Here is an 18,645-nt window from a genome sequence, read left to right on the forward strand (position 1 = left end):
AAAATCACCAGTTATCACAGACTATATTGTAAACATAATATAATCTCTAATAACTAGTGAATTACTATTATATCCAATAACTTCCCGATACGGTTATATTATAGTCTGAAGATTGTGAAAAGTCAAGAAGAAAAAAAGCTTTATTTCAAGAAAAATTTCGTGTATGATATGATTAAGATGAGCACAAGGAGAATCGAATATGGATATTTTGATTAAAAACGGAAGGATCATCGATCCGGATACAAAACTGGATGAAAAGGCGGACCTGTATATTGAGGATGGAAAGATCGCAGATGTGCAGCCGACGATCAGAAAAAAGGCAAAGAAAGTCATTGACGCCAGGGGATGTTATGTGATGCCCGGATTGATTGATATGCACGTACATCTCCGGGACCCGGGACAGACACATAAAGAGGATGTTGAAACCGGTTCTAAAGCTGCTGCAAAGGGTGGATTTACAACGATCGTAGCCATGCCGAATACGAAGCCTGTGATAGATGAACCGACGAGGGTCAGTTACGTGATCAATAAAGCGCTGCAGTGCTCGCCGATCCACGTGCTTCAGACGGGAGCGATCACAAAAGGACAGAAGGGCGAGGAACTGGCAGATCTGGAGGGAATGATCAGAGTGGGGATACCGGCTCTGAGTGAGGATGGGAAAACAGTAATGAATTCCCACCTGTATCTGGAGGCAATGAAAATTGCTGCACAGTATGATATTCCGATACTCGCACACTGCGAGGATATTAATATGGCGAATGGCGGCTGTCTGAATGATGATGAGGTGGCAAAGAAGTTAGGGCTGCCGGGCATCAGCAACTCAGTGGAGGATGTCATCATCGCCAGAGATATCTTTATGTCATTTGATACGGGCTGCAGGCTGCATCTGTGCCACTGTTCTACGAAGAACAGTGAATTGATGATGCGTAATGCGAAGGAAGACGGTCAGAAAGTGACTGCCGAAGTATGTCCGCATCATTTTACCCTGACTTCAGAGGATATTAAAGAGGGAAACAGCAATTATAAGATGAATCCTCCTTTGCGTACAAAAGAGGATGTGGATGCACTGAAGCAGGGGCTGAAAGACGATGTATTTGATGTGATCAGTACGGATCATGCTCCGCACAGACATGCAGAAAAGAGTGGAAGCATGCGGGATGCGCCGTTCGGCATCGTGGGACTGGAGACGTGTGTTGCGCTGACGATCTCCGAACTTGTAAAACCGGGTGTCATCACGCCGATGCAGATGGCAGAGAAGATGAGTTACAATCCTGCCAGGATTCTGAAGCTGGAAAACAGGGGATCGCTTGCGGTGGGAAAAGAAGCAGATGTGGTAATCATCGATCCAAATGCGGAATATATCATAGATGCATGCACATTTGTGTCAAAGAGCAAAAATACACCATTTCACGGACGAAAAGTAAACGGCGAGGTCAGATATACGATCTGCGGCGGAAAAATAGTATATGAGGCAAAATAGCGGAGGAATATATGATAAATAAACTGATAGATAAAATAAAGAAAACGAATGCACCGATTGTTGTAGGTCTTGACCCGATGCTTTCTTATATTCCGGAACACATCCAGCAGAAAGCGTATGCAGAATACGGAGAAACTCTGGAAGGTGCTGCGGAAGCAGTATGGCAGTTCAACAAGGCAATCGTTGACGCAACGTATGATCTGATTCCGGCTGTGAAGCCGCAGATCGCCATGTATGAACAGTTTGGGCTTCCGGGACTGACTGCGTTTAAGAAAACAGTGGACTACTGTCATGGAAAAGACCTGGTCGTCATCGGCGATATCAAGAGAGGGGATATCGGTTCTACTTCTGAAGCGTATGCGGTGGGACATCTTGGGAAGGTGCAGATAGGCAGAAAGTCGTATTATGGTTTTGACGAGGATTTCGCAACGGTAAATCCCTATCTGGGGTCTGACGGTGTAAAACCGTTTATTAAGGTGTGTCAGGAAGAAAAGAAGGGGCTGTTTATACTGGTGAAGACCTCCAATCCGTCTAGCGGAGAGTTCCAGGATCAGCTTGTAGATGGCCGGCCGCTCTATGAGCTGGTCGGAGAGAAGGTCGCGCAGTGGGGAGCCTCCTGTATGGGTGATACGTACAGTTATGTCGGTGCGGTTGTCGGGGCTACTTATCCGGAAATGGGTAAAGTCCTGCGTAAACTGATGCCGAAGACCTTTATTCTGGTGCCCGGGTATGGCGCTCAGGGTGGAAAAGGTGCTGACCTCGTCCATTTCTTTAATGAGGACGGACTGGGGGCGATCGTGAATTCTTCCCGGGGGATCATTGCGGCATATAAGCAGGAAGTGTATAAGCATCTGGGAGCTGAAAATTTTGCGGATGCTGCGCGGTGCGCGGTAAATGATATGGCTGCGGATATCGACGGTGCGTTAAAAAACAGCGGGAGATAACAACAGATGAAGAGAAAAGAAAATTGTACGATTGTGGAGCAGAAAGAGATTGCGCCCAATATTTTCAGCATGTGGATTCAGACTGACAGGATAGCAGGGGCAGCTGCTGCCGGACAGTTTGTGTCGCTCTACAGCAAAGATAAAAGCCGAATGCTGCCAAGACCGATCAGTATATGTGAGATTGACAGATCGCAGGGAAGACTGCGGCTGGTATACAGGATCGCGGGCGAAGGAACCAGAGAATTTTCACTGCTGAGGGAGGGGGACGTGATTCCCGTACTTGGACCGCTCGGCAATGGGTTTCCTGTTGACGAAGCCCGAGGCAAACGCGTGATGCTGATGGGCGGGGGTATTGGCATCCCTCCGATGGTTCAGACTGCGAGAGAGCTGGAATCCAGCGGGACAGTAGCAGTTGCAGGGTACCGCGATGTTTTATTTCTGCAGGAAGAACTTAAAGGGCTCTGTGAGGTATATATTGCGACAGAAGACGGAAGTGCAGGGACAAAAGGTACCGTTCTGGATGCGGTGCGTGAACAGGGGCTCACGGCAGATCTGGTTTTTGCCTGCGGACCGACACCTATGCTCAGAGCTGTCAAGCAGTATGCAGCTGAACAGAATATACCATGCTGGATTTCGATGGAAGAGAAGATGGCCTGCGGCGTGGGGGCATGCCTTGCGTGTGTCTGTCAGTCGAAAGAAGTGGACGGGCATTCTCGCGTTCACAATAAACGGATCTGTAAAGACGGACCGGTCTTCCTGGCTTCGGAGGTGGAATTATGAGTATGAGGGTAAATCTGGCAGGTGTAGAGCTGTTAAATCCGGTTATGACGGCGTCAGGAACTTTCGGGTCTGGCACGGAATACAGCGAATTTGTTGACCTGAACCGGCTGGGTGCGGTTGTGACGAAGGGAGTTGCAAATACCCCGTGGTCCGGGAATCCGACTCCCAGGATAGCCGAGACATGCGGAGGAATGCTGAATGCGATCGGTCTTCAGAATCCGGGTATCGATGTCTTCTGCGAACGTGACCTGCCATTTCTCAGTCAGTTTGACACACGAATCATCGTAAATGTCTGTGGAAAGACGACCGAAGACTACTGTGAGGTTGTGGAGCGTCTGTCGGATGAAAAGATTGATATGATGGAGATCAATATCTCATGCCCGAATGTCAAGGAAGGCGGTATCGCCTTCGGTCAGGACCCCAAAGCAGTGGAAGCGATCACTGCTGAAGTGAAAAAACGTGCGAGGCATCCTGTCATCATGAAATTGAGTCCGAATGTGACGGACATTACGGAGATGGCAAGGGCTGCGGAGGCGGGCGGTGCCGATGTACTTTCTCTGATCAATACACTGACCGGCATGAAAATAGATGTAAACAGAAGGACATTTGCGATCGCGAATAAAACGGGCGGGCTCTCCGGTCCTGCCATCAAACCAGTCGCAGTGCGGATGGTCTATCAGGTGGCGAATGTGGTGAAGGTTCCCATTATTGGTATGGGCGGTATAGTAACAGCAGAGGATGCGCTCGAATTTATTCTGGCGGGTGCCACTGCCGTGTCCGTAGGAACAGCCAATTTCACGAACCCATATGCGACAACAGAGATTATAGACGGGCTGGAAGCATACATGGAGAAACACAAAATAAAGGATATCAGGGAATTGATTGGTGCAGTGAGATAAGCGGAAGAAAAAGCAGCCGGAATTTGCGTGTGTCCGGCTGCTTCCATATTTGTGTGAGGAGGTCGTGTTTTTCCGGTGCCGGTTCCACGTCTTTTCTTGAAGAGTTGCCGCACATGCTCAGGTAAAACTGCAGGGATGTGATAACAAGTCTTCGTTTTCACTATAGTATGTAGAAAGTCGTCTGTCAGCAAGGCATGAGGGCCCAACGATCACGGGGAAGCAAATCAGTAAGAGTTCTGCCAATTAAGTATCGCGATTGATTGAAAACGCGGGTGATATGTGATAAAATGGGAAAGATATTTGGCAATTACCTAATGGCAGGAAATGAATAAGGAGAAATTGAGCCCATGGAGAATTATAAGAGAGAGTTTATTGAGTTTATGGTAGACTGCGGCGTTTTGAAGTTCGGAGATTTTGTAACCAAAAGCGGAAGAAAGACTCCGTTTTTTGTGAACACCGGATTTTACAGAACAGGAGCACAGCTGCGGAGACTGGGCGGATATTATGCGAGAGCGGTGAAAGAAAGTTTTGGATTGGATTTTGATGTGCTGTTTGGACCGGCTTACAAAGGGATCCCGCTGTCAGTTGCCACATCTATGGCGATCAGCGAACTTTATGATAAAGATATCCGGTACTGTTCCAACCGGAAAGAGGTGAAAGATCACGGAGACACTGGAATTCTGCTCGGAAGTCCGATTCAGGATGGGGATCGTGTGGTGATCATTGAAGACGTAACGACAGCCGGGACATCGATTGAAGAAACCCTGCCGATCATCAGGGCGCAGGGGGACGTTGACCCAGTTGGGCTTGTAGTATCAGTGGATCGAATGGAACGCGGAAAGGGTACAAAAAGCGCACTTAGAGAAATTGAAGAAAAATATGAACTTAAGACTACTGCGATCGTAACAATGGAAGAAGTTACGGAACATCTGTATAATCGTGAGTATAACGGCAAAATTATCATTGATGACTCATTAAAGACAGCAATTGATGCATATTATGAGCAATATGGAGTACTGGAATAGACGGAGGGATACGGATGAACGAAAAGACATACAGGACCATGTCACGTGTCGGAGGCGGCAGTATCGCCCTTGGGATCATCGTGGTGGTCACAGGTGTCGTTACTGGAATTCTAATGATTGTTGGCGGCGCCCGGCTTTTAAAAGAGAAGTATAAGGTAACCATATAATGAAATTCATGAACTGTCTCAATTGCGATTGAGGCAGTTTCATATGTTGAGGAGCGGGTGTGAAAACAAAGACCAAGCGGCGGATCCGGACAGCAGGCTGGATTCTTTTTATCCTTTATCTGATCCTGCTGCTGTACTTTCTGTTTTTTTCGGAATGGTATGGACGTAAAAACTGGATAGAAGAGGATTACCGGTACAATCTGATCCTGTTTAAGGAAATCAAACGTTTCTGGATTTACAGGGAGCAGCTGGGCATGCAGGCAGTACTGCTGAATCTGGTGGGAAACGTAGTAGGGTTTCTGCCCTTTGGATTTATCCTGCCGATTCTAAGCAAAAAGCGTCCTAACCTGTTGCTGACAGGCGTTATGGGATTTTTGCTGAGCCTGTCTGTGGAAACTCTGCAGCTGATCGGAAAAGTCGGGAGTTTTGATGTGGATGATTTATTATTGAATACAGCCGGAGCAGTTCTGGGTTACCTGCTGTTTTCAATCTGCAATGCGATAAGGAGATGGAAGTATGGCAAAACGCTATAGATATAAACTTGCCCTTGAGGAAGAAGCCGAGGGTGGACGGGCTGCTCTGTGGATGGCTGCTATATCCGGACTGCTTTTCCTGGCTGCGGTGCTGATATCATTTGTGCTTGCAGGAAAAGCCGGGATTTATGTAGGCACCCTTGGGCTGACAGGAATCCTGATGGCGGCTGCCGGGTTCATCACAGGACTTGGCAGTTTCAAAGAGAAGCATAAGAATCACCGGTCAAGCACGGCCGGGTCGTTGATAAACGGTGTACTGGCGGTATTATGGCTGGCACTGTTTCTGATAGGAGTATCCTGAATATGAATGAACGATTAGAAAAACAGGCAGCATTTATGCTGGAAGCAGATAAGGCAAAAAATATTTTTCGTCAGACACATCTGTCCGGTCATGGAAGAAATGAGAATGATGCGGAACACTCCTGGCATATGGCATTAATGGCATTTCTGCTCAGCGAGCATGCAAATCAGGAAGTAGACCAGCTGAGAGTGATCAAAATGCTGCTGATCCATGACCTGGTTGAAATTGATGCCGGAGATACCTATGCATATGATGATGCCGGAAATGAGACAAAGCGTCAGCGCGAGGAAAAAGCAGCAGACCGCATTTTTGGACTTCTTCCCGAAGACCAGGAACGGGAGCTTCGGGAACTGTGGGAAGAATTTGAAGCATACGAGACCCCGGAAGCATTATTTGCCCATGTACTTGACAATTTTCAGCCATTGACTTTAAATGATGCGAATGGAGGAAACGACTGGAAAGAACATCAGGTGAAAAAGTCTCAGATTCTAAAACGCAATGAAAAAACTGAGCAGGGGTCTGCTGGAATTTGGAAATATATGAAACAGATGATTGAGCGCAATGTGGAAGCGGGAGCGATCATCGATGAGTAAGATGACTGAGGTGACAGATTTGGATGAGATTTTAATAGAAAGATGGGAACTTGCCAAAGACAGGATTGAACAGATTCCTTCAGAAAGTGTTGTCCCTGTTCCGTACAGAAACTACTTTATCAAAACAGCAGCAGTCATGCAGCAGATCTTTGGACTGCTTGAACTGAAGGAAAATGGTGCGTTGAAAAGGATGACCATGGAAGCGCTGGGAGAATGGAACCATGTTCTGTATGAGGATATCCTTCCGGGCAATTATGATGTGTCCTATGCGAATCCGGACTATGCAGCCGCCAGTCTCGGGACAGAGTACGGGCGAGAGCTGTGTGCCCTGTACAGCCAGATGAGAGGCTGTATCGTGTTAGCTTTCGAGGAACGTGTGTATGACATCACCATTCTCTGTGAATTATTTTTGGAAGTTTATACTGCATTTTCAGATGAGGAGCTGCCGGCTGCCGAGGCAATCCGCGCGATCATCTACAGTTTTATCAGAGATTACTGTGATGACATGATGGACTACAGAGTGCGTGAGATGGTAGATCCCAGCCTGAATTTTGCTGCTGAGATCATTATGAAATCTGACCTTACGGACCTGAGATATCTTTATCTGTTCGGAGAGTATATTTCTGAAAATGAGAAGCGAACGGCAGAGTTTCTGAATACGCTGCCGCAGCAGGAAATTGATCAGATGGCGCGGACATTTACAGAGGGGTACCGGATCGGTTTCGTAAACAGCGGAATTGATCTTTCTAAAAAGAAGACGGTAAACATTCGGTATTGCCTGGGATTTGAGCGTATGGTCCGTGCGGCGATCCTTCAGTTTTCGGAGATGGGGTTAAAGCCTGTGATCTACAGGAGTGCAGTACACCTTATTAATAAAAGGCAGCATCTGCGCATTGGTTATTACGGAGGAATTCCGAATCAGCAGTATGAATATGATCATAGAAATGATGCAGCCCTTTATCTGACCGATGAAATGGTGCAGAAGAAGCTGCGGGCGCTTCAGAGTTCTTTTGAGGCCAATAAGAAGCTGGCGAATACGCATGCCGGTCCTGCGGTCATAGAAGTCTTCGGAGAAGAGCCGTTTTCACCGGTAAGTAAGGAAAGCTGCTATACACTCACCGAGAAGCAGCAGAACCTGAAAGTGCGTTTTGATATGGAGTCGGCGCAGATTACAAACCGTTACATTATAGGTGAAGAACGCAGTTTTACTATCATTGCCTACCCGGTTCCTGAAATCGGCAAAGATTACGAGGAGATTTTCAGGGAGACAGTAAAGATCAATACGCTGGATTATAAGCAGTACCAGCGGATTCAGCAGACCCTGATCGATGCACTGGATGCAGGAAGCTTTGTGCATATCAGGGGAAGAAATGGGAACAGGACCAATCTTACTGTCCAGCTGTACCGGCTTGCCGATCCCGCAAAGCAGACCATTTTTGAGAATTGTGTAGCGGATGTAAATATACCGGTTGGAGAGGTATTCACATCTCCTGTGCTTGAGGGAACCAATGGCCTGCTTCACGTAACCCGTGTGTTCCTGAATGGACTGGAGTACAGGGATCTGTGGTTTGTATTTAAGGATGGCATGATTGAGGATTATGGCTGCGGAAATTTTGACAATGAAGAGGCCGGCAGGACACTGATCCGCGAGAATATACTGTATCAGCACAAAAGTCTGCCAATGGGAGAATTTGCGATCGGTACCAATACTACGGCATATGTTATGGCGGAGAAATACGGCATTGCGGATAAACTGCCGATATTGATCGCGGAGAAGATGGGACCGCATTTTGCTGTAGGTGATACGTGTTACAGCTGGTCAGAGGATACGCCGGTATATAATCCGGACGGCAAAGAGATCGCTGCCCGGGATAACGAAGTCTCCAGCAAACGGAAGGAGAATCCGGGGGATGCGTATTTCGGGTGTCACACAGACATCACAATACCGTACGAAGAACTGGAATTCATACACATAATGTCAGAAGGAAAGGCACCGGTTCCGGTAATTGAGAACGGGCGTTTTACCCTGCCGGGGACCACGGAACTGAACCTTCCGTTTTTAGCGGTTGACAACCATTAAACGGGTCTAGTAGAATATTAAATAAACAGCGTCTATGCAAAGGAAAAGGAGAACAAAATGGCTAGAGTAGGAATTGTAATGGGAAGTGACTCAGATATGCCGATCATGGCGAAAGCAGCAGATATGCTGGAGAAATTTGGGATTGATTATGAAATGACGATTATTTCTGCGCACAGAGAACCGGATGTGTTTTTTGAATATGCGAAAACTGCAGAAGAAAAAGGTTTTAAGGTGATCATCGCGGGGGCAGGTATGGCAGCTCATCTCCCGGGGATGTGTGCGGCTATTTTCCCGATGCCGGTTATCGGTATCCCGATGCATACGACCTCTCTCGGCGGAAGAGATTCTCTGTATTCGATCGTACAGATGCCGTCCGGGATTCCGGTGGCAACGGTAGCGATAGGCGGCGGAGCAAATGCCGGAATCCTTGCTGCAAAGATTCTTGGAACATCTGATCCGGAACTGCTTGCAAAAGTGAAAGCGTACTCTGCTGAACTGAAAGATCAGGTTGTGGCAAAAGATGCGAAACTGCAGGAAGTGGGATATAAGAATTACACCAAATAAAGTCTGACCAGACGGACATGTCTGCTGGCGCAGACCACAATAAATGAAAGTCGGTTGCTCCGCGCTGTGCGCTCCCGCAACTGCCGCCGGCATCTGTAATCCGGGCAGCAGCCCTGCTTACTCATACCGGCTTGCCCGGCCAATATCCATGACATTGCGTGTGCAGGCACACGTCGGCTATGGCTGTTGTCCGGGACTTTCACAGTAAATGAGAAAAGGACGGTAAACAAATGATGGATTATAAAAAAGCGGGTGTGGACATTGAAGCCGGATATAAATCTGTAGAGCTCATGAAAGAACATATAAAGAAAACGATGCGCCCGGAAGTACTGACAAATATTGGAGGGTTTTCCGGTGCTTTTTCCATGAGTGCGTTCAAAAATATGGAAAAACCAACTCTTGTGTCCGGGACAGACGGTGTCGGAACAAAACTGAAACTGGCGTTTGTGATGGACAGACATGATACGGTTGGAATAGACTGCGTTGCGATGTGTGTGAATGACATTGCGTGTGCCGGCGGTGAACCGCTGTTCTTCCTGGATTATATTGCATGCGGGAAGAATGTTCCTGAGAAAATTGCCCAGATCGTCAAAGGAGTTGCCAGCGGATGTGAACAGTCTGAGGCAGCACTGATCGGAGGGGAGACTGCAGAGATGCCGGGATTTTATCCGGAAGACGAATATGATCTTGCGGGATTTGCAGTGGGCGTCGTAGATGAAAAGGATCTTATTACAGGAAAAGAACTGAAAGCAGGCGATGTTCTGATTGGAATGGCATCTTCCGGGGTACACAGCAATGGTTTCTCACTGGTCAGAAAAGTTTTCGAAATTACGAAGGAGTCTCTGGAAACCTATCATGAAGAGCTTGGTAAAACTCTGGGAGAGGCTCTTCTTGCCCCGACCAAGATTTATGTAAAGGCACTCAAGGAAATCAAGAAAGCCGGAGTGAGAATAAAAGCGTGTAGCCACATTACAGGCGGCGGATTTTATGAGAATGTTCCGCGTATGCTGAAAGATGATGTATGTGCGGTTATCGAAAAAGACAGTTATCCTGTTCCTCCAATCTTCAAAATGCTGGCAGACAAAGGCCAGATCGAGGAGAAGATGATGTATAACACCTACAATATGGGGATTGGCATGATCGTGGCAGTTGATCCTGCAGATGTTGCTAAGGCGATGGAAGCAATGAGAGCTGCAGGGGAAGAGCCGTATCAGATCGGACGGATTGAACCCGGGGAAAAAGGAGTGTCATTATGCTGAGATTAGCAGTTCTGGTATCCGGAGGGGGTACCAATCTGCAGGCCATTATCGATGGGATCGCTAATGAGACGATCACCAATACAGAAATTGAAGCTGTGATCAGCAACAACGCGGACGCCTATGCGCTTGAGAGGGCAAGGCAGCACGGAATCCGCGCAATCTGTGTTTCACCAAAAGATTATGATTCAAGGGAAGCGTTTCATGATGCACTGCTTCAGACCTTGCAGAAGCAAAATGCCGACCTGATCGTACTTGCGGGCTGCCTGATAGTGATACCACAGAGCATCGTGCGCGCGTTTCCGAACAAAATCATTAATATTCATCCGGCGCTGATTCCGTCATTCTGCGGTACAGGGTATTATGGGCTTAAGGTTCATGAGGGTGTGCTTGCACGCGGAGTTAAGGTGACGGGTGCCACGGTACATTTTGTAGATGAAGGTACAGATACAGGACCCATCATTCTTCAGAAGGCTGTTGAAGTGCGAGACGGCGATACGCCGGAAGTTCTGCAGAGACGTGTGATGGAAGAAGCTGAATGGATGATCATGCCCAGGGCCATTGACCTGATTGCAAATGATAAGCTGGAAATCAAAAATGGAATTGTTCGCATGAAAGCTGCAGCGGGTACTGTAGAGGAAAGTATGAAGGAGACGGATAGATGAAGGTTCTTATAATTGGAAGCGGCGGAAGAGAACATGCGATTGCATGGAAGGTGTCGATGAGTCCCGGCGTGGATAAAATTTACTGTGCTCCGGGCAATGCCGGCATTGAAGAGTATGCGAGCTGTGTGGATATCGGAGCTATGGAATTTGAGAAACTGGCAGCATTTGCAAAAGAAGAGGAGATAGACCTTACGATTGTTGGAATGGATGATCCGCTTGTGGGCGGTATTGTAGATGTATTTGAAGCAGAAGGTCTGCGTGTGTTCGGACCGAGAAAGAATGCAGCGGTCCTGGAAGGTTCCAAGGCTTTTTCGAAAGATCTGATGAAGAAATATAATATACCGACAGCAGCGTATGAGAATTTTGAGGATCCCGAACAGGCACTGGCCTATCTGGAAACGGCAAAATTCCCGATCGTCCTGAAGGCAGACGGACTGGCACTCGGCAAAGGTGTGCTGATCTGTAATACACTTCAGGAGGCCAGGGACGGCGTGAAATCCATCATGCTGGACAAAAAGTTCGGTACTGCCGGAAATACTATGGTCATTGAAGAATTTATGACCGGGCGTGAGGTTTCGGTTCTTTCTTTTGTCGATGGAAAGACGATCAGGACGATGACATCCGCACAGGATCACAAACGTGCAAAAGACGGTGACCAGGGTCTTAATACCGGTGGAATGGGTACATTTTCTCCAAGTCCTTTCTACACGGATGAAGTGGATGAATTTTGTAATAAATATATTTACCAGGCAACGGTTGATGCGATGGCTTCGGAAGGAAGAGAATTTAAGGGAATCATTTTCTTTGGGCTGATGCTGACTGAGGAGGGACCGAAGGTTCTGGAATACAACGCTCGTTTTGGCGACCCGGAAGCTCAGGTTGTACTTCCGCGTATGAAAAATGATATCATTGAGGTTGTGGAGGCGTGTGTTGACGGTACTCTGGATCAGGTTGACCTGCAGTTTGAAGACAATGCAGCCGTCTGTGTTGTGCTGGCATCTGAGGGATATCCCGTTGCTTATGAAAAGGGATTTGTGATCAGCGGACTGGAAAGGTTTAAAGACAAAGAAGGCTATTACGTATTCCATGCCGGAACAAAGAGGACCAAGAAGGGCATTGTGACGAACGGGGGAAGGGTACTCGGGGTCACAGCGAAGGGAAAAGATCTGAAAGATGCCCGTGCGAATGCTTATGAAGCCATAAAACTTGTGGAATTTGAAAATAAATATTACCGCAATGATATCGGAAAGGCGATTGACGAGGCGTAATGTACGTTCGGTGCAAACTCGCACCAATTTGCCGGAAGGCGAATTAAATATAATAAAACTGCCGCACAGGCAGAAGGGACTACGAAGATGATATACAACAATGTATTAGAAGCGATCGGGCATACTCCGATGATCAGGCTGAACCACATGAACAGCCCTGAAAATGCAGAGGTTCTGGTAAAATTTGAGGGACTGAATGTGGGAGGATCTATCAAAACCCGTACGGCTTTCAACATGATTGAAGAGGCAGAAAAGCAGGGACTTCTGACAAAGGATACCATTATTGTGGAACCGACAAGCGGAAACCAGGGCATTGGACTTTCTCTGATCGGTGCAGTAAAGGGGTATCGGACGATCATCATCATGCCGGATTCTGTCAGCGAAGAGCGCAGGAAGCTGGTTCAGCATTACGGAGCCGAGGTAAAACTGGTCCATGATGCTGGGAATATTGGAGAATGTATCGACGAATGCCTTCAGACAGCGCTTAACATGGCGAAGGAAGATCCGAATGTATTCGTGCCGCAGCAGTTTGAGAATCCGGCAAATCCTATGGTGCACCGCCATCATACGGGGCTGGAGATACTGGAACAGGTTGCCGGGCCGATACACGGGTTCTGTTCAGGGATTGGAACCGGAGGGACGATAACCGGCATCGGAGAAGTTCTGAAGGCGTTGAACCCGAATATTACGATATGGGCAGTAGAGCCTGAGAATGCCGCAATACTGGCAGGAGGAACGATCGGAACACATCTGCAGATGGGAATTGGTGACGGACTGATACCTGCAATCCTCAATCAGCAGATTTATGATGATATATATGTCGTTACAGATGAAGAAGCGATTCAGACAGCAAAAGACCTTGCCAGAAAAGAAGGACTAATGTGTGGGATTTCCAGCGGTACAAATGTTGCAGCAGCGCTGAAACTTGCAAAAAAACTGGGGAAAGGGAAAACGGTTGTAACGGTACTGCCGGATACGGCTGAACGGTATTTTTCCACGCCTCTGTTTGAAAATGAATAAGAGTACAGATACAATGGGGATAGCGTCAATAAACACTCGGCGATACCCCCATTTTGTTGATTGACAGGAAATTGTGCCGGGACGTAATCTTACTTGCCCAGCTTTTGGGACTTGAAATTTAGTGGCAATTGTTATATTATTTCTATAACAAAAGCTGACAAGTGTAATGTATAGGAGAGAAAGAAAGCAGGGTGATACGATGCTTATAGAGATGATCCATATTGATTTTAGCAGTGAAGAAGCCATTTATATGCAGCTACGGAATCAGATTATCCTGGGGATTGCAACATCGAGGATACACGAGGGAGAGACACTTCCGTCCGTCCGGCAGCTGGCAGATGGAATCGGAATCAATATGCACACGGTAAATAAAGCTTATACTGTCCTAAAGCAGGAAGGATTTGTGAGTATAGACAGAAGAAAGGGTGCGGTTGTCAGTATCGATACAGACAAGATCATAGCACTGGAGGAACTGAAAGATGAGCTTATAGTTGCACTGGCAAAGGGCTGGTGTAAAAATATATCAAAAGAAGAAGTGCATGCATTGATTGATGAGATATTTGAAGAATATAAATAAGCAGGAGGGCCTACATGAGAGAACAGTATACGGAACAGGCGCACAGCGCACTGCAGTGTGCGCGCAAAGCATCACGTGAGTGTCAGCAGAATTATATCGGGACAGAGCACCTGCTGCTTGGATTGGTGATGGAGAAAGAAGGAACAGCCGGCAGAGTACTTGCTGATATGGGAGTGGAAGAAAAGAACCTCAGAGGTTATATTGAGCGGTTTATCTCCACACCGGGAAGTGTAATGCTGGATTCCTCTGTGGAATATTCAAAACGCGCAGAACAGGTTCTGGAAGGAGCCGGCCGGGAGGCGGTATCTTTCCAGTCAGAAAAGACCGGAACGGAGCACATTTTAATCTCGATGATAAAGGAAACAGATTGTGTCGCTACACGGCTGCTCCATACCATGGGAATCAGCATTCAGAAACTGTATATGGAACTATTGATCGCGATGGGAGAAAATCCTGCGCAGATCAAAGAGGAGATGGCTAATGCTAAATCTTCCAGAGAAGGCCAGGCGGCGGTGACGCCGACACTGGATCAGTACAGCAGGGATCTGACGGAGATGGCACGCCGCAGGGAACTGGATCCGGTTGTGGGACGTCAGCACGAGATGGACCGGGTGATTCAGATTTTGAGCAGGCGGACAAAGAATAACCCCTGCCTGATCGGGGAACCGGGAGTGGGCAAGACAGCGATAGCAGAAGGTCTTGCGCAGAGAGTTGTAGACGGCGATGTGCCGGAGGCGATGCTGAACAAGCGTGTTGTTGTACTGGATTTATCCGGTATGGTAGCAGGATCAAAATATCGCGGTGAGTTTGAGGAGCGTATAAAAAATGTGGTGAAAGAAGTAGCCGGAAACCGGGATATTCTGCTGTTTATTGATGAACTTCATACGATCATCGGTGCCGGTGGGGCGGAAGGTGCGCTGGATGCATCGAACATCCTGAAACCGTCTCTGTCACGCGGTGAGATTCAGATGATAGGTGCTACCACGATAGAGGAATATAGAAAGTATATTGAAAAAGACGCGGCTTTGGAAAGAAGGTTCCAGCCGGTCATGGTTGAAGAACCGACAGCGGAGGAGACACTGGAGATTCTGAAAGGACTTCGCCCATATTATGAAGCACATCACGGAGTGGAAATCTCGGATGAGGCGCTGGAGGCGGCTGTCAGTATGTCAGTGCGCTATATTAATGACCGGTTTCTGCCGGATAAAGCGATAGATCTCATAGACGAGGCCGCTTCGAAGGTACAGCTGGCGGGATTTGGAACATCTAAAAAGAGTGCAGACGCTGACAGGCGGCTGGATGAGATACAGATGAAGAAAGAAGAGGCAGTGAAGCAGGGAGATTTTGAGCTTGCAAAAGAACTGCAGAAAGTACAGGCGGCGCTGGAGAAGAAGAAAAAAGCAGCGGAAGGACGTCTTAGAAAAAATATGAAAAGTAAACCGCAGCAGGTTTGTGCGGAGTCTGTTGCAGATATTGTATCGGGGTGGACTAAAATACCGGTTCAGCAGCTGCAGGAGGAGGAGACAAAAAGGCTTGCAAAGCTTGAAACGATTCTCCACAAACGTGTGATCGGACAGGAGGAGGCGGTGTCTGCAGTGGCTAAGGCTATTAAAAGGGGCAGAGTCGGCCTGAAGGATCCGAACAGGCCAATCGGATCCTTCCTGTTTCTGGGACCTACAGGAGTCGGTAAGACCGAACTCTCCAAAGCACTTGCGGAGGCGGTTTTTGGCAGTGAGCAGGCAATGATACGTGTGGATATGTCTGAGTACATGGAAAAACACAGTGTATCAAAGCTGATCGGCTCTCCTCCAGGCTACGTCGGATACGAAGAGGGAGGGCAGCTGAGTGAAAAAGTACGCAGGAATCCATACAGCGTGATTCTGTTTGATGAGATCGAAAAAGCCCATCCAGATGTCTTTAACATTCTGCTGCAGGTTCTGGATGATGGGCACATTACGGATGCACAGGGACGTAAAGTGGACTTTAAACAGACTTGTATCATCATGACATCAAACGCCGGAGCACAGGCGATCATGGAACCAAAGAAACTCGGTTTTACGTCGGGTGATGACGAGAAGAAAGATTATGAATATATGAAGAGTGGTGTTATGGAAGAAGTGCGCCGGATGTTCAAGCCGGAATTCCTGAATCGAATTGACGAGATTATTGTATTCCACGCGCTGAACAGGGAGCACATAAAGAGAATCGTCAGCATTCTGCTGAAAAATCTTCAGGAACGCTGTCAGATACAGATGAATATCACGCTGAAAGTTCGTTCGTCTGTCAAAGATTATCTTGCGGAGGAGGGATTTGACAGTAAGTACGGAGCCAGACCGCTGAAGCGGGCGATTCAGAATAAAATAGAGGATACGATGGCGGAGGAGATATTGAACGGGCGTATCAAAGCCGGAGATACGGTAAGCGTAGGCGTACAGAAAAAAGAAATTAAATTTTATGTTACTGACTAGCATAAACAGGCCTTTTATTATATAATGAAAGGGGATAAAAAGAGAACAATCAGATGAAATATTCCTAAAAAGACACTACAGACTAGATTCCAGGAGGACATATTATGTCAACAATTAAAGAATTAATTCGCGCAGAGGAAAACGGTACGATCAGTTTCGGTAATTATGAACTGGATACGAAATCAAAGGTTTCCGATTTTGAGTGTAATGGAGATGTATATAAGGTAAAAACCTTTTCAGAAATTACGAAAATGGAAAGAAACGGGATATTCGTATATGAGTCAGTTCCGGGAACGACAGTGACGAATCTGATGTTGCAGGAAAACGGCATGGAGTTTTTTGTGGAAGGGGCGGAAGACGCACAGATCACGGTTGAGATGGAGGCTGATACGGAATATGGTATCATTCTGGACGGCAAAGAAATCGACCGGATTAAGACGAACCTTGGCGGAAAACTTTCCTTCAGTGTGGAACTTGCAGAGGTTGACAGAGTATCGGTGAAGATTGAAAAGGTATGATCAATAAATAAAAGAGGGTTACGGGGCTGTTGTGAATGCAACAGCCCTTTTTGGAGCGATATGGAAACGGAGAGGAAAGGGTATGGCGAAAGCGAGAAAGACAATATTTTTCTGTCAAAACTGTGGATATGAATCCGCGAAATGGATGGGACAGTGTCCCGGGTGCAGGGAGTGGAATACATTAGTGGAAGAACCGGTGGCGGAACGGACCTCCGGAAAAACGGCTGGCAGAAGGAATCATGTGGAGCCGGTACAGCTGTCACGGATTCAGACAGAAACGGAAGAACGCCTTCACACTAAAATCGGAGAGCTGGACAGGGTTCTCGGAGGAGGAATCGTACAGGGCTCGATGACGCTTGTGGGCGGAGACCCGGGAATCGGCAAGTCAACACTGCTCCTTCAGGTATGCAGGCAGATTGCTGAACAGCAAAAGAAAGTATTGTACATTTCGGGTGAGGAGTCTCTGGCACAGATTAAACTGCGTGCACAGAGAATCGGCAGCTTTAATGAATATATGCTTCTGCTGTGTGAGACAAACCTGACGGATATCAGGAGCACTGTGGAACAGCAGAAACCGGATGTACTGATTATTGACTCCATTCAGACAATGTACGATGAGGAGGTGAGTTCAGCTCCGGGCAGTGTTTCACAGGTTCGTGAATCGACGGCTGCACTGATGCAGATCGCGAAAGGGATGGGTGTTTCTGTTTTTATCGTCGGGCATGTGACGAAGGATGGAAATGTGGCTGGTCCGAGGGTGCTGGAACATATGGTTGATACTGTCTTATATTTTGAAGGTGACCGCCACGCTTCCTACCGTATTTTGCGCAGTGTGAAAAACCGTTTTGGTTCAACGAATGAAATCGGAGTATTTGAGATGTGTTCGACAGGTCTCGCAGAGGTGAAAAATCCTTCGGAGTTCATGCTGAACGGGAAACCTGAGGGAGCATCGGGGTCTGTAGTAGCATGTTCCATGGAGGGGACCAGACCGATACTGATTGAAGTTCAGGCACTGGTTTGCAGGAGTAATTTTGGAATACCAAGAAGGACAGCTGCGGGAACGGATTTTAACCGCGTGAACCTTTTGATGGCTGTTCTGGAAAAGCGGGGCGGCATGAACCTTTCTGACAGTGATGCATATGTCAATATAGCCGGAGGGATCAAGATGACAGAGCCGGCGATCGATCTTGGAATTCTTCTTGCGATTGCTTCGAGTTATCGTGACATTGTGATTCCGGAAAGCGTAGTTGCTTTTGGTGAGGTAGGACTGAGTGGGGAAGTCCGCGCTGTCAGCATGGCGCCACAGAGAGTACAGGAGGCTAAAAAACTTGGATTTGAGACGGTAATCCTGCCCAAAGTGTGCAGGGCGGCAGTGAAAGAAGTATCAGGGTTACGCCTGATCTTTGTGGAGAATATAAAAGATGCAATATCTGCCATAAAATAAACTTGACTAAAAAGGTTAAGAATGGTAAAATACAAACATCAGCTGACTAGCAGTTATTTTTTG

At 47.3% G+C, this 18,645-nt stretch carries 20 protein-coding genes; all 20 read left to right on the plus strand.

The window, feature by feature from the left end:
• Nucleotides 1-199: 199 nt before the first annotated feature.
• The 20 genes from MCG98_RS08420 (at nucleotide 200) to radA (ending at nucleotide 18,582) form a co-directional block, all read left to right on the plus strand.
• The gene (locus MCG98_RS08420) at nucleotides 200-1,480 is read left to right on the plus strand and encodes a dihydroorotase (RefSeq protein ID WP_240301576.1); all 1,281 of its coding nucleotides are present in this window, start codon (nucleotides 200-202) and stop codon (nucleotides 1,478-1,480) included.
• 11 nt (nucleotides 1,481-1,491) lie between these two features.
• Nucleotides 1,492-2,424, plus strand: a complete 933-nt coding sequence (pyrF, locus tag MCG98_RS08425) for an orotidine-5'-phosphate decarboxylase (RefSeq protein WP_240301577.1) — start codon at nucleotides 1,492-1,494, stop codon at nucleotides 2,422-2,424.
• Between the two features lie 6 nt (nucleotides 2,425-2,430).
• Nucleotides 2,431-3,204: a dihydroorotate dehydrogenase electron transfer subunit gene (locus MCG98_RS08430; RefSeq protein ID WP_240301578.1), complete on the plus strand. Its 774-nt coding sequence runs from the start codon at nucleotides 2,431-2,433 to the stop codon at nucleotides 3,202-3,204.
• Nucleotides 3,201-4,103: a dihydroorotate dehydrogenase gene (locus MCG98_RS08435; RefSeq protein WP_240301579.1), complete on the plus strand. Its 903-nt coding sequence runs from the start codon at nucleotides 3,201-3,203 to the stop codon at nucleotides 4,101-4,103. Before MCG98_RS08430 ends, MCG98_RS08435 begins: the two co-directional genes overlap by 4 nt.
• Before the next feature lie 347 nt (nucleotides 4,104-4,450).
• Complete coding sequence (pyrE, locus tag MCG98_RS08440; protein ID WP_240301580.1) at nucleotides 4,451-5,128, plus strand: orotate phosphoribosyltransferase; 678 nt, start codon at nucleotides 4,451-4,453, stop codon at nucleotides 5,126-5,128.
• A gap of 14 nt (nucleotides 5,129-5,142) precedes the next feature.
• Nucleotides 5,143-5,295 carry a hypothetical protein gene (locus MCG98_RS08445; RefSeq protein WP_240301581.1) on the plus strand — a complete coding sequence of 51 codons (153 nt, stop codon included), beginning with the start codon at nucleotides 5,143-5,145 and terminating at the stop codon, nucleotides 5,293-5,295.
• A gap of 59 nt (nucleotides 5,296-5,354) precedes the next feature.
• Nucleotides 5,355-5,828, plus strand: coding sequence for a VanZ family protein (locus MCG98_RS08450; protein ID WP_240301582.1), 474 nt, complete (start codon nucleotides 5,355-5,357; stop codon nucleotides 5,826-5,828).
• Nucleotides 5,812-6,129, plus strand: coding sequence for a hypothetical protein (locus MCG98_RS08455; RefSeq protein WP_240301583.1), 318 nt, complete (start codon nucleotides 5,812-5,814; stop codon nucleotides 6,127-6,129). Before MCG98_RS08450 ends, MCG98_RS08455 begins: the two co-directional genes overlap by 17 nt.
• A gap of 2 nt (nucleotides 6,130-6,131) precedes the next feature.
• Nucleotides 6,132-6,722 carry an HD domain-containing protein gene (locus MCG98_RS08460; protein WP_240301584.1) on the plus strand — a complete coding sequence of 197 codons (591 nt, stop codon included), beginning with the start codon at nucleotides 6,132-6,134 and terminating at the stop codon, nucleotides 6,720-6,722.
• A complete protein-coding gene (locus MCG98_RS08465) occupies nucleotides 6,715-8,802 on the plus strand; it encodes an aminopeptidase (protein WP_240301585.1) in 2,088 nt (695 codons plus the stop codon). Before MCG98_RS08460 ends, MCG98_RS08465 begins: the two co-directional genes overlap by 8 nt.
• A gap of 57 nt (nucleotides 8,803-8,859) precedes the next feature.
• A complete protein-coding gene (gene purE, locus MCG98_RS08470; protein ID WP_240301586.1) occupies nucleotides 8,860-9,366 on the plus strand; it encodes a 5-(carboxyamino)imidazole ribonucleotide mutase in 507 nt (168 codons plus the stop codon).
• A gap of 43 nt (nucleotides 9,367-9,409) precedes the next feature.
• Nucleotides 9,410-9,574 (plus strand): hypothetical protein, encoded by a 165-nt coding sequence (locus MCG98_RS08475; RefSeq protein ID WP_240301587.1) that lies wholly within the window; start codon nucleotides 9,410-9,412, stop codon nucleotides 9,572-9,574.
• Between the two features lie 25 nt (nucleotides 9,575-9,599).
• Nucleotides 9,600-10,625 carry a phosphoribosylformylglycinamidine cyclo-ligase gene (gene purM / locus MCG98_RS08480; RefSeq protein ID WP_345891712.1) on the plus strand — a complete coding sequence of 342 codons (1,026 nt, stop codon included), beginning with the start codon at nucleotides 9,600-9,602 and terminating at the stop codon, nucleotides 10,623-10,625.
• A complete protein-coding gene (purN, locus tag MCG98_RS08485) occupies nucleotides 10,619-11,287 on the plus strand; it encodes a phosphoribosylglycinamide formyltransferase (protein WP_240301589.1) in 669 nt (222 codons plus the stop codon). The genes purM and purN overlap by 7 nt, the downstream gene beginning before the upstream one ends.
• A complete protein-coding gene (purD, locus tag MCG98_RS08490; protein ID WP_240301590.1) occupies nucleotides 11,284-12,555 on the plus strand; it encodes a phosphoribosylamine--glycine ligase in 1,272 nt (423 codons plus the stop codon). Before purN ends, purD begins: the two co-directional genes overlap by 4 nt.
• An 87-nt stretch (nucleotides 12,556-12,642) precedes the next feature.
• Nucleotides 12,643-13,575, plus strand: coding sequence for a cysteine synthase A (gene cysK, locus MCG98_RS08495; RefSeq protein ID WP_240301591.1), 933 nt, complete (start codon nucleotides 12,643-12,645; stop codon nucleotides 13,573-13,575).
• 199 nt (nucleotides 13,576-13,774) lie between these two features.
• A complete protein-coding gene (locus MCG98_RS08500; RefSeq protein ID WP_240301592.1) occupies nucleotides 13,775-14,152 on the plus strand; it encodes a GntR family transcriptional regulator in 378 nt (125 codons plus the stop codon).
• 14 nt (nucleotides 14,153-14,166) lie between these two features.
• Nucleotides 14,167-16,620: an ATP-dependent Clp protease ATP-binding subunit gene (locus MCG98_RS08505; RefSeq protein WP_240301593.1), complete on the plus strand. Its 2,454-nt coding sequence runs from the start codon at nucleotides 14,167-14,169 to the stop codon at nucleotides 16,618-16,620.
• Between the two features lie 104 nt (nucleotides 16,621-16,724).
• The gene (locus tag MCG98_RS08510) at nucleotides 16,725-17,138 is read left to right on the plus strand and encodes an endosialidase (protein ID WP_240301594.1); all 414 of its coding nucleotides are present in this window, start codon (nucleotides 16,725-16,727) and stop codon (nucleotides 17,136-17,138) included.
• An 82-nt stretch (nucleotides 17,139-17,220) separates the two neighbouring features.
• On the plus strand, nucleotides 17,221-18,582 hold the full coding sequence (gene radA, locus MCG98_RS08515) for a DNA repair protein RadA (protein ID WP_240301595.1): 1,362 nt from the start codon (nucleotides 17,221-17,223) through the stop codon (nucleotides 18,580-18,582).
• Nucleotides 18,583-18,645: the final 63 nt, after the last annotated feature.

Origin of the sequence: Ruminococcus sp. OA3, assembly GCF_022440845.1 — a bacterium.
In the GTDB taxonomy this organism is placed as follows: domain Bacteria; phylum Bacillota; class Clostridia; order Lachnospirales; family Lachnospiraceae; genus Ruminococcus_G.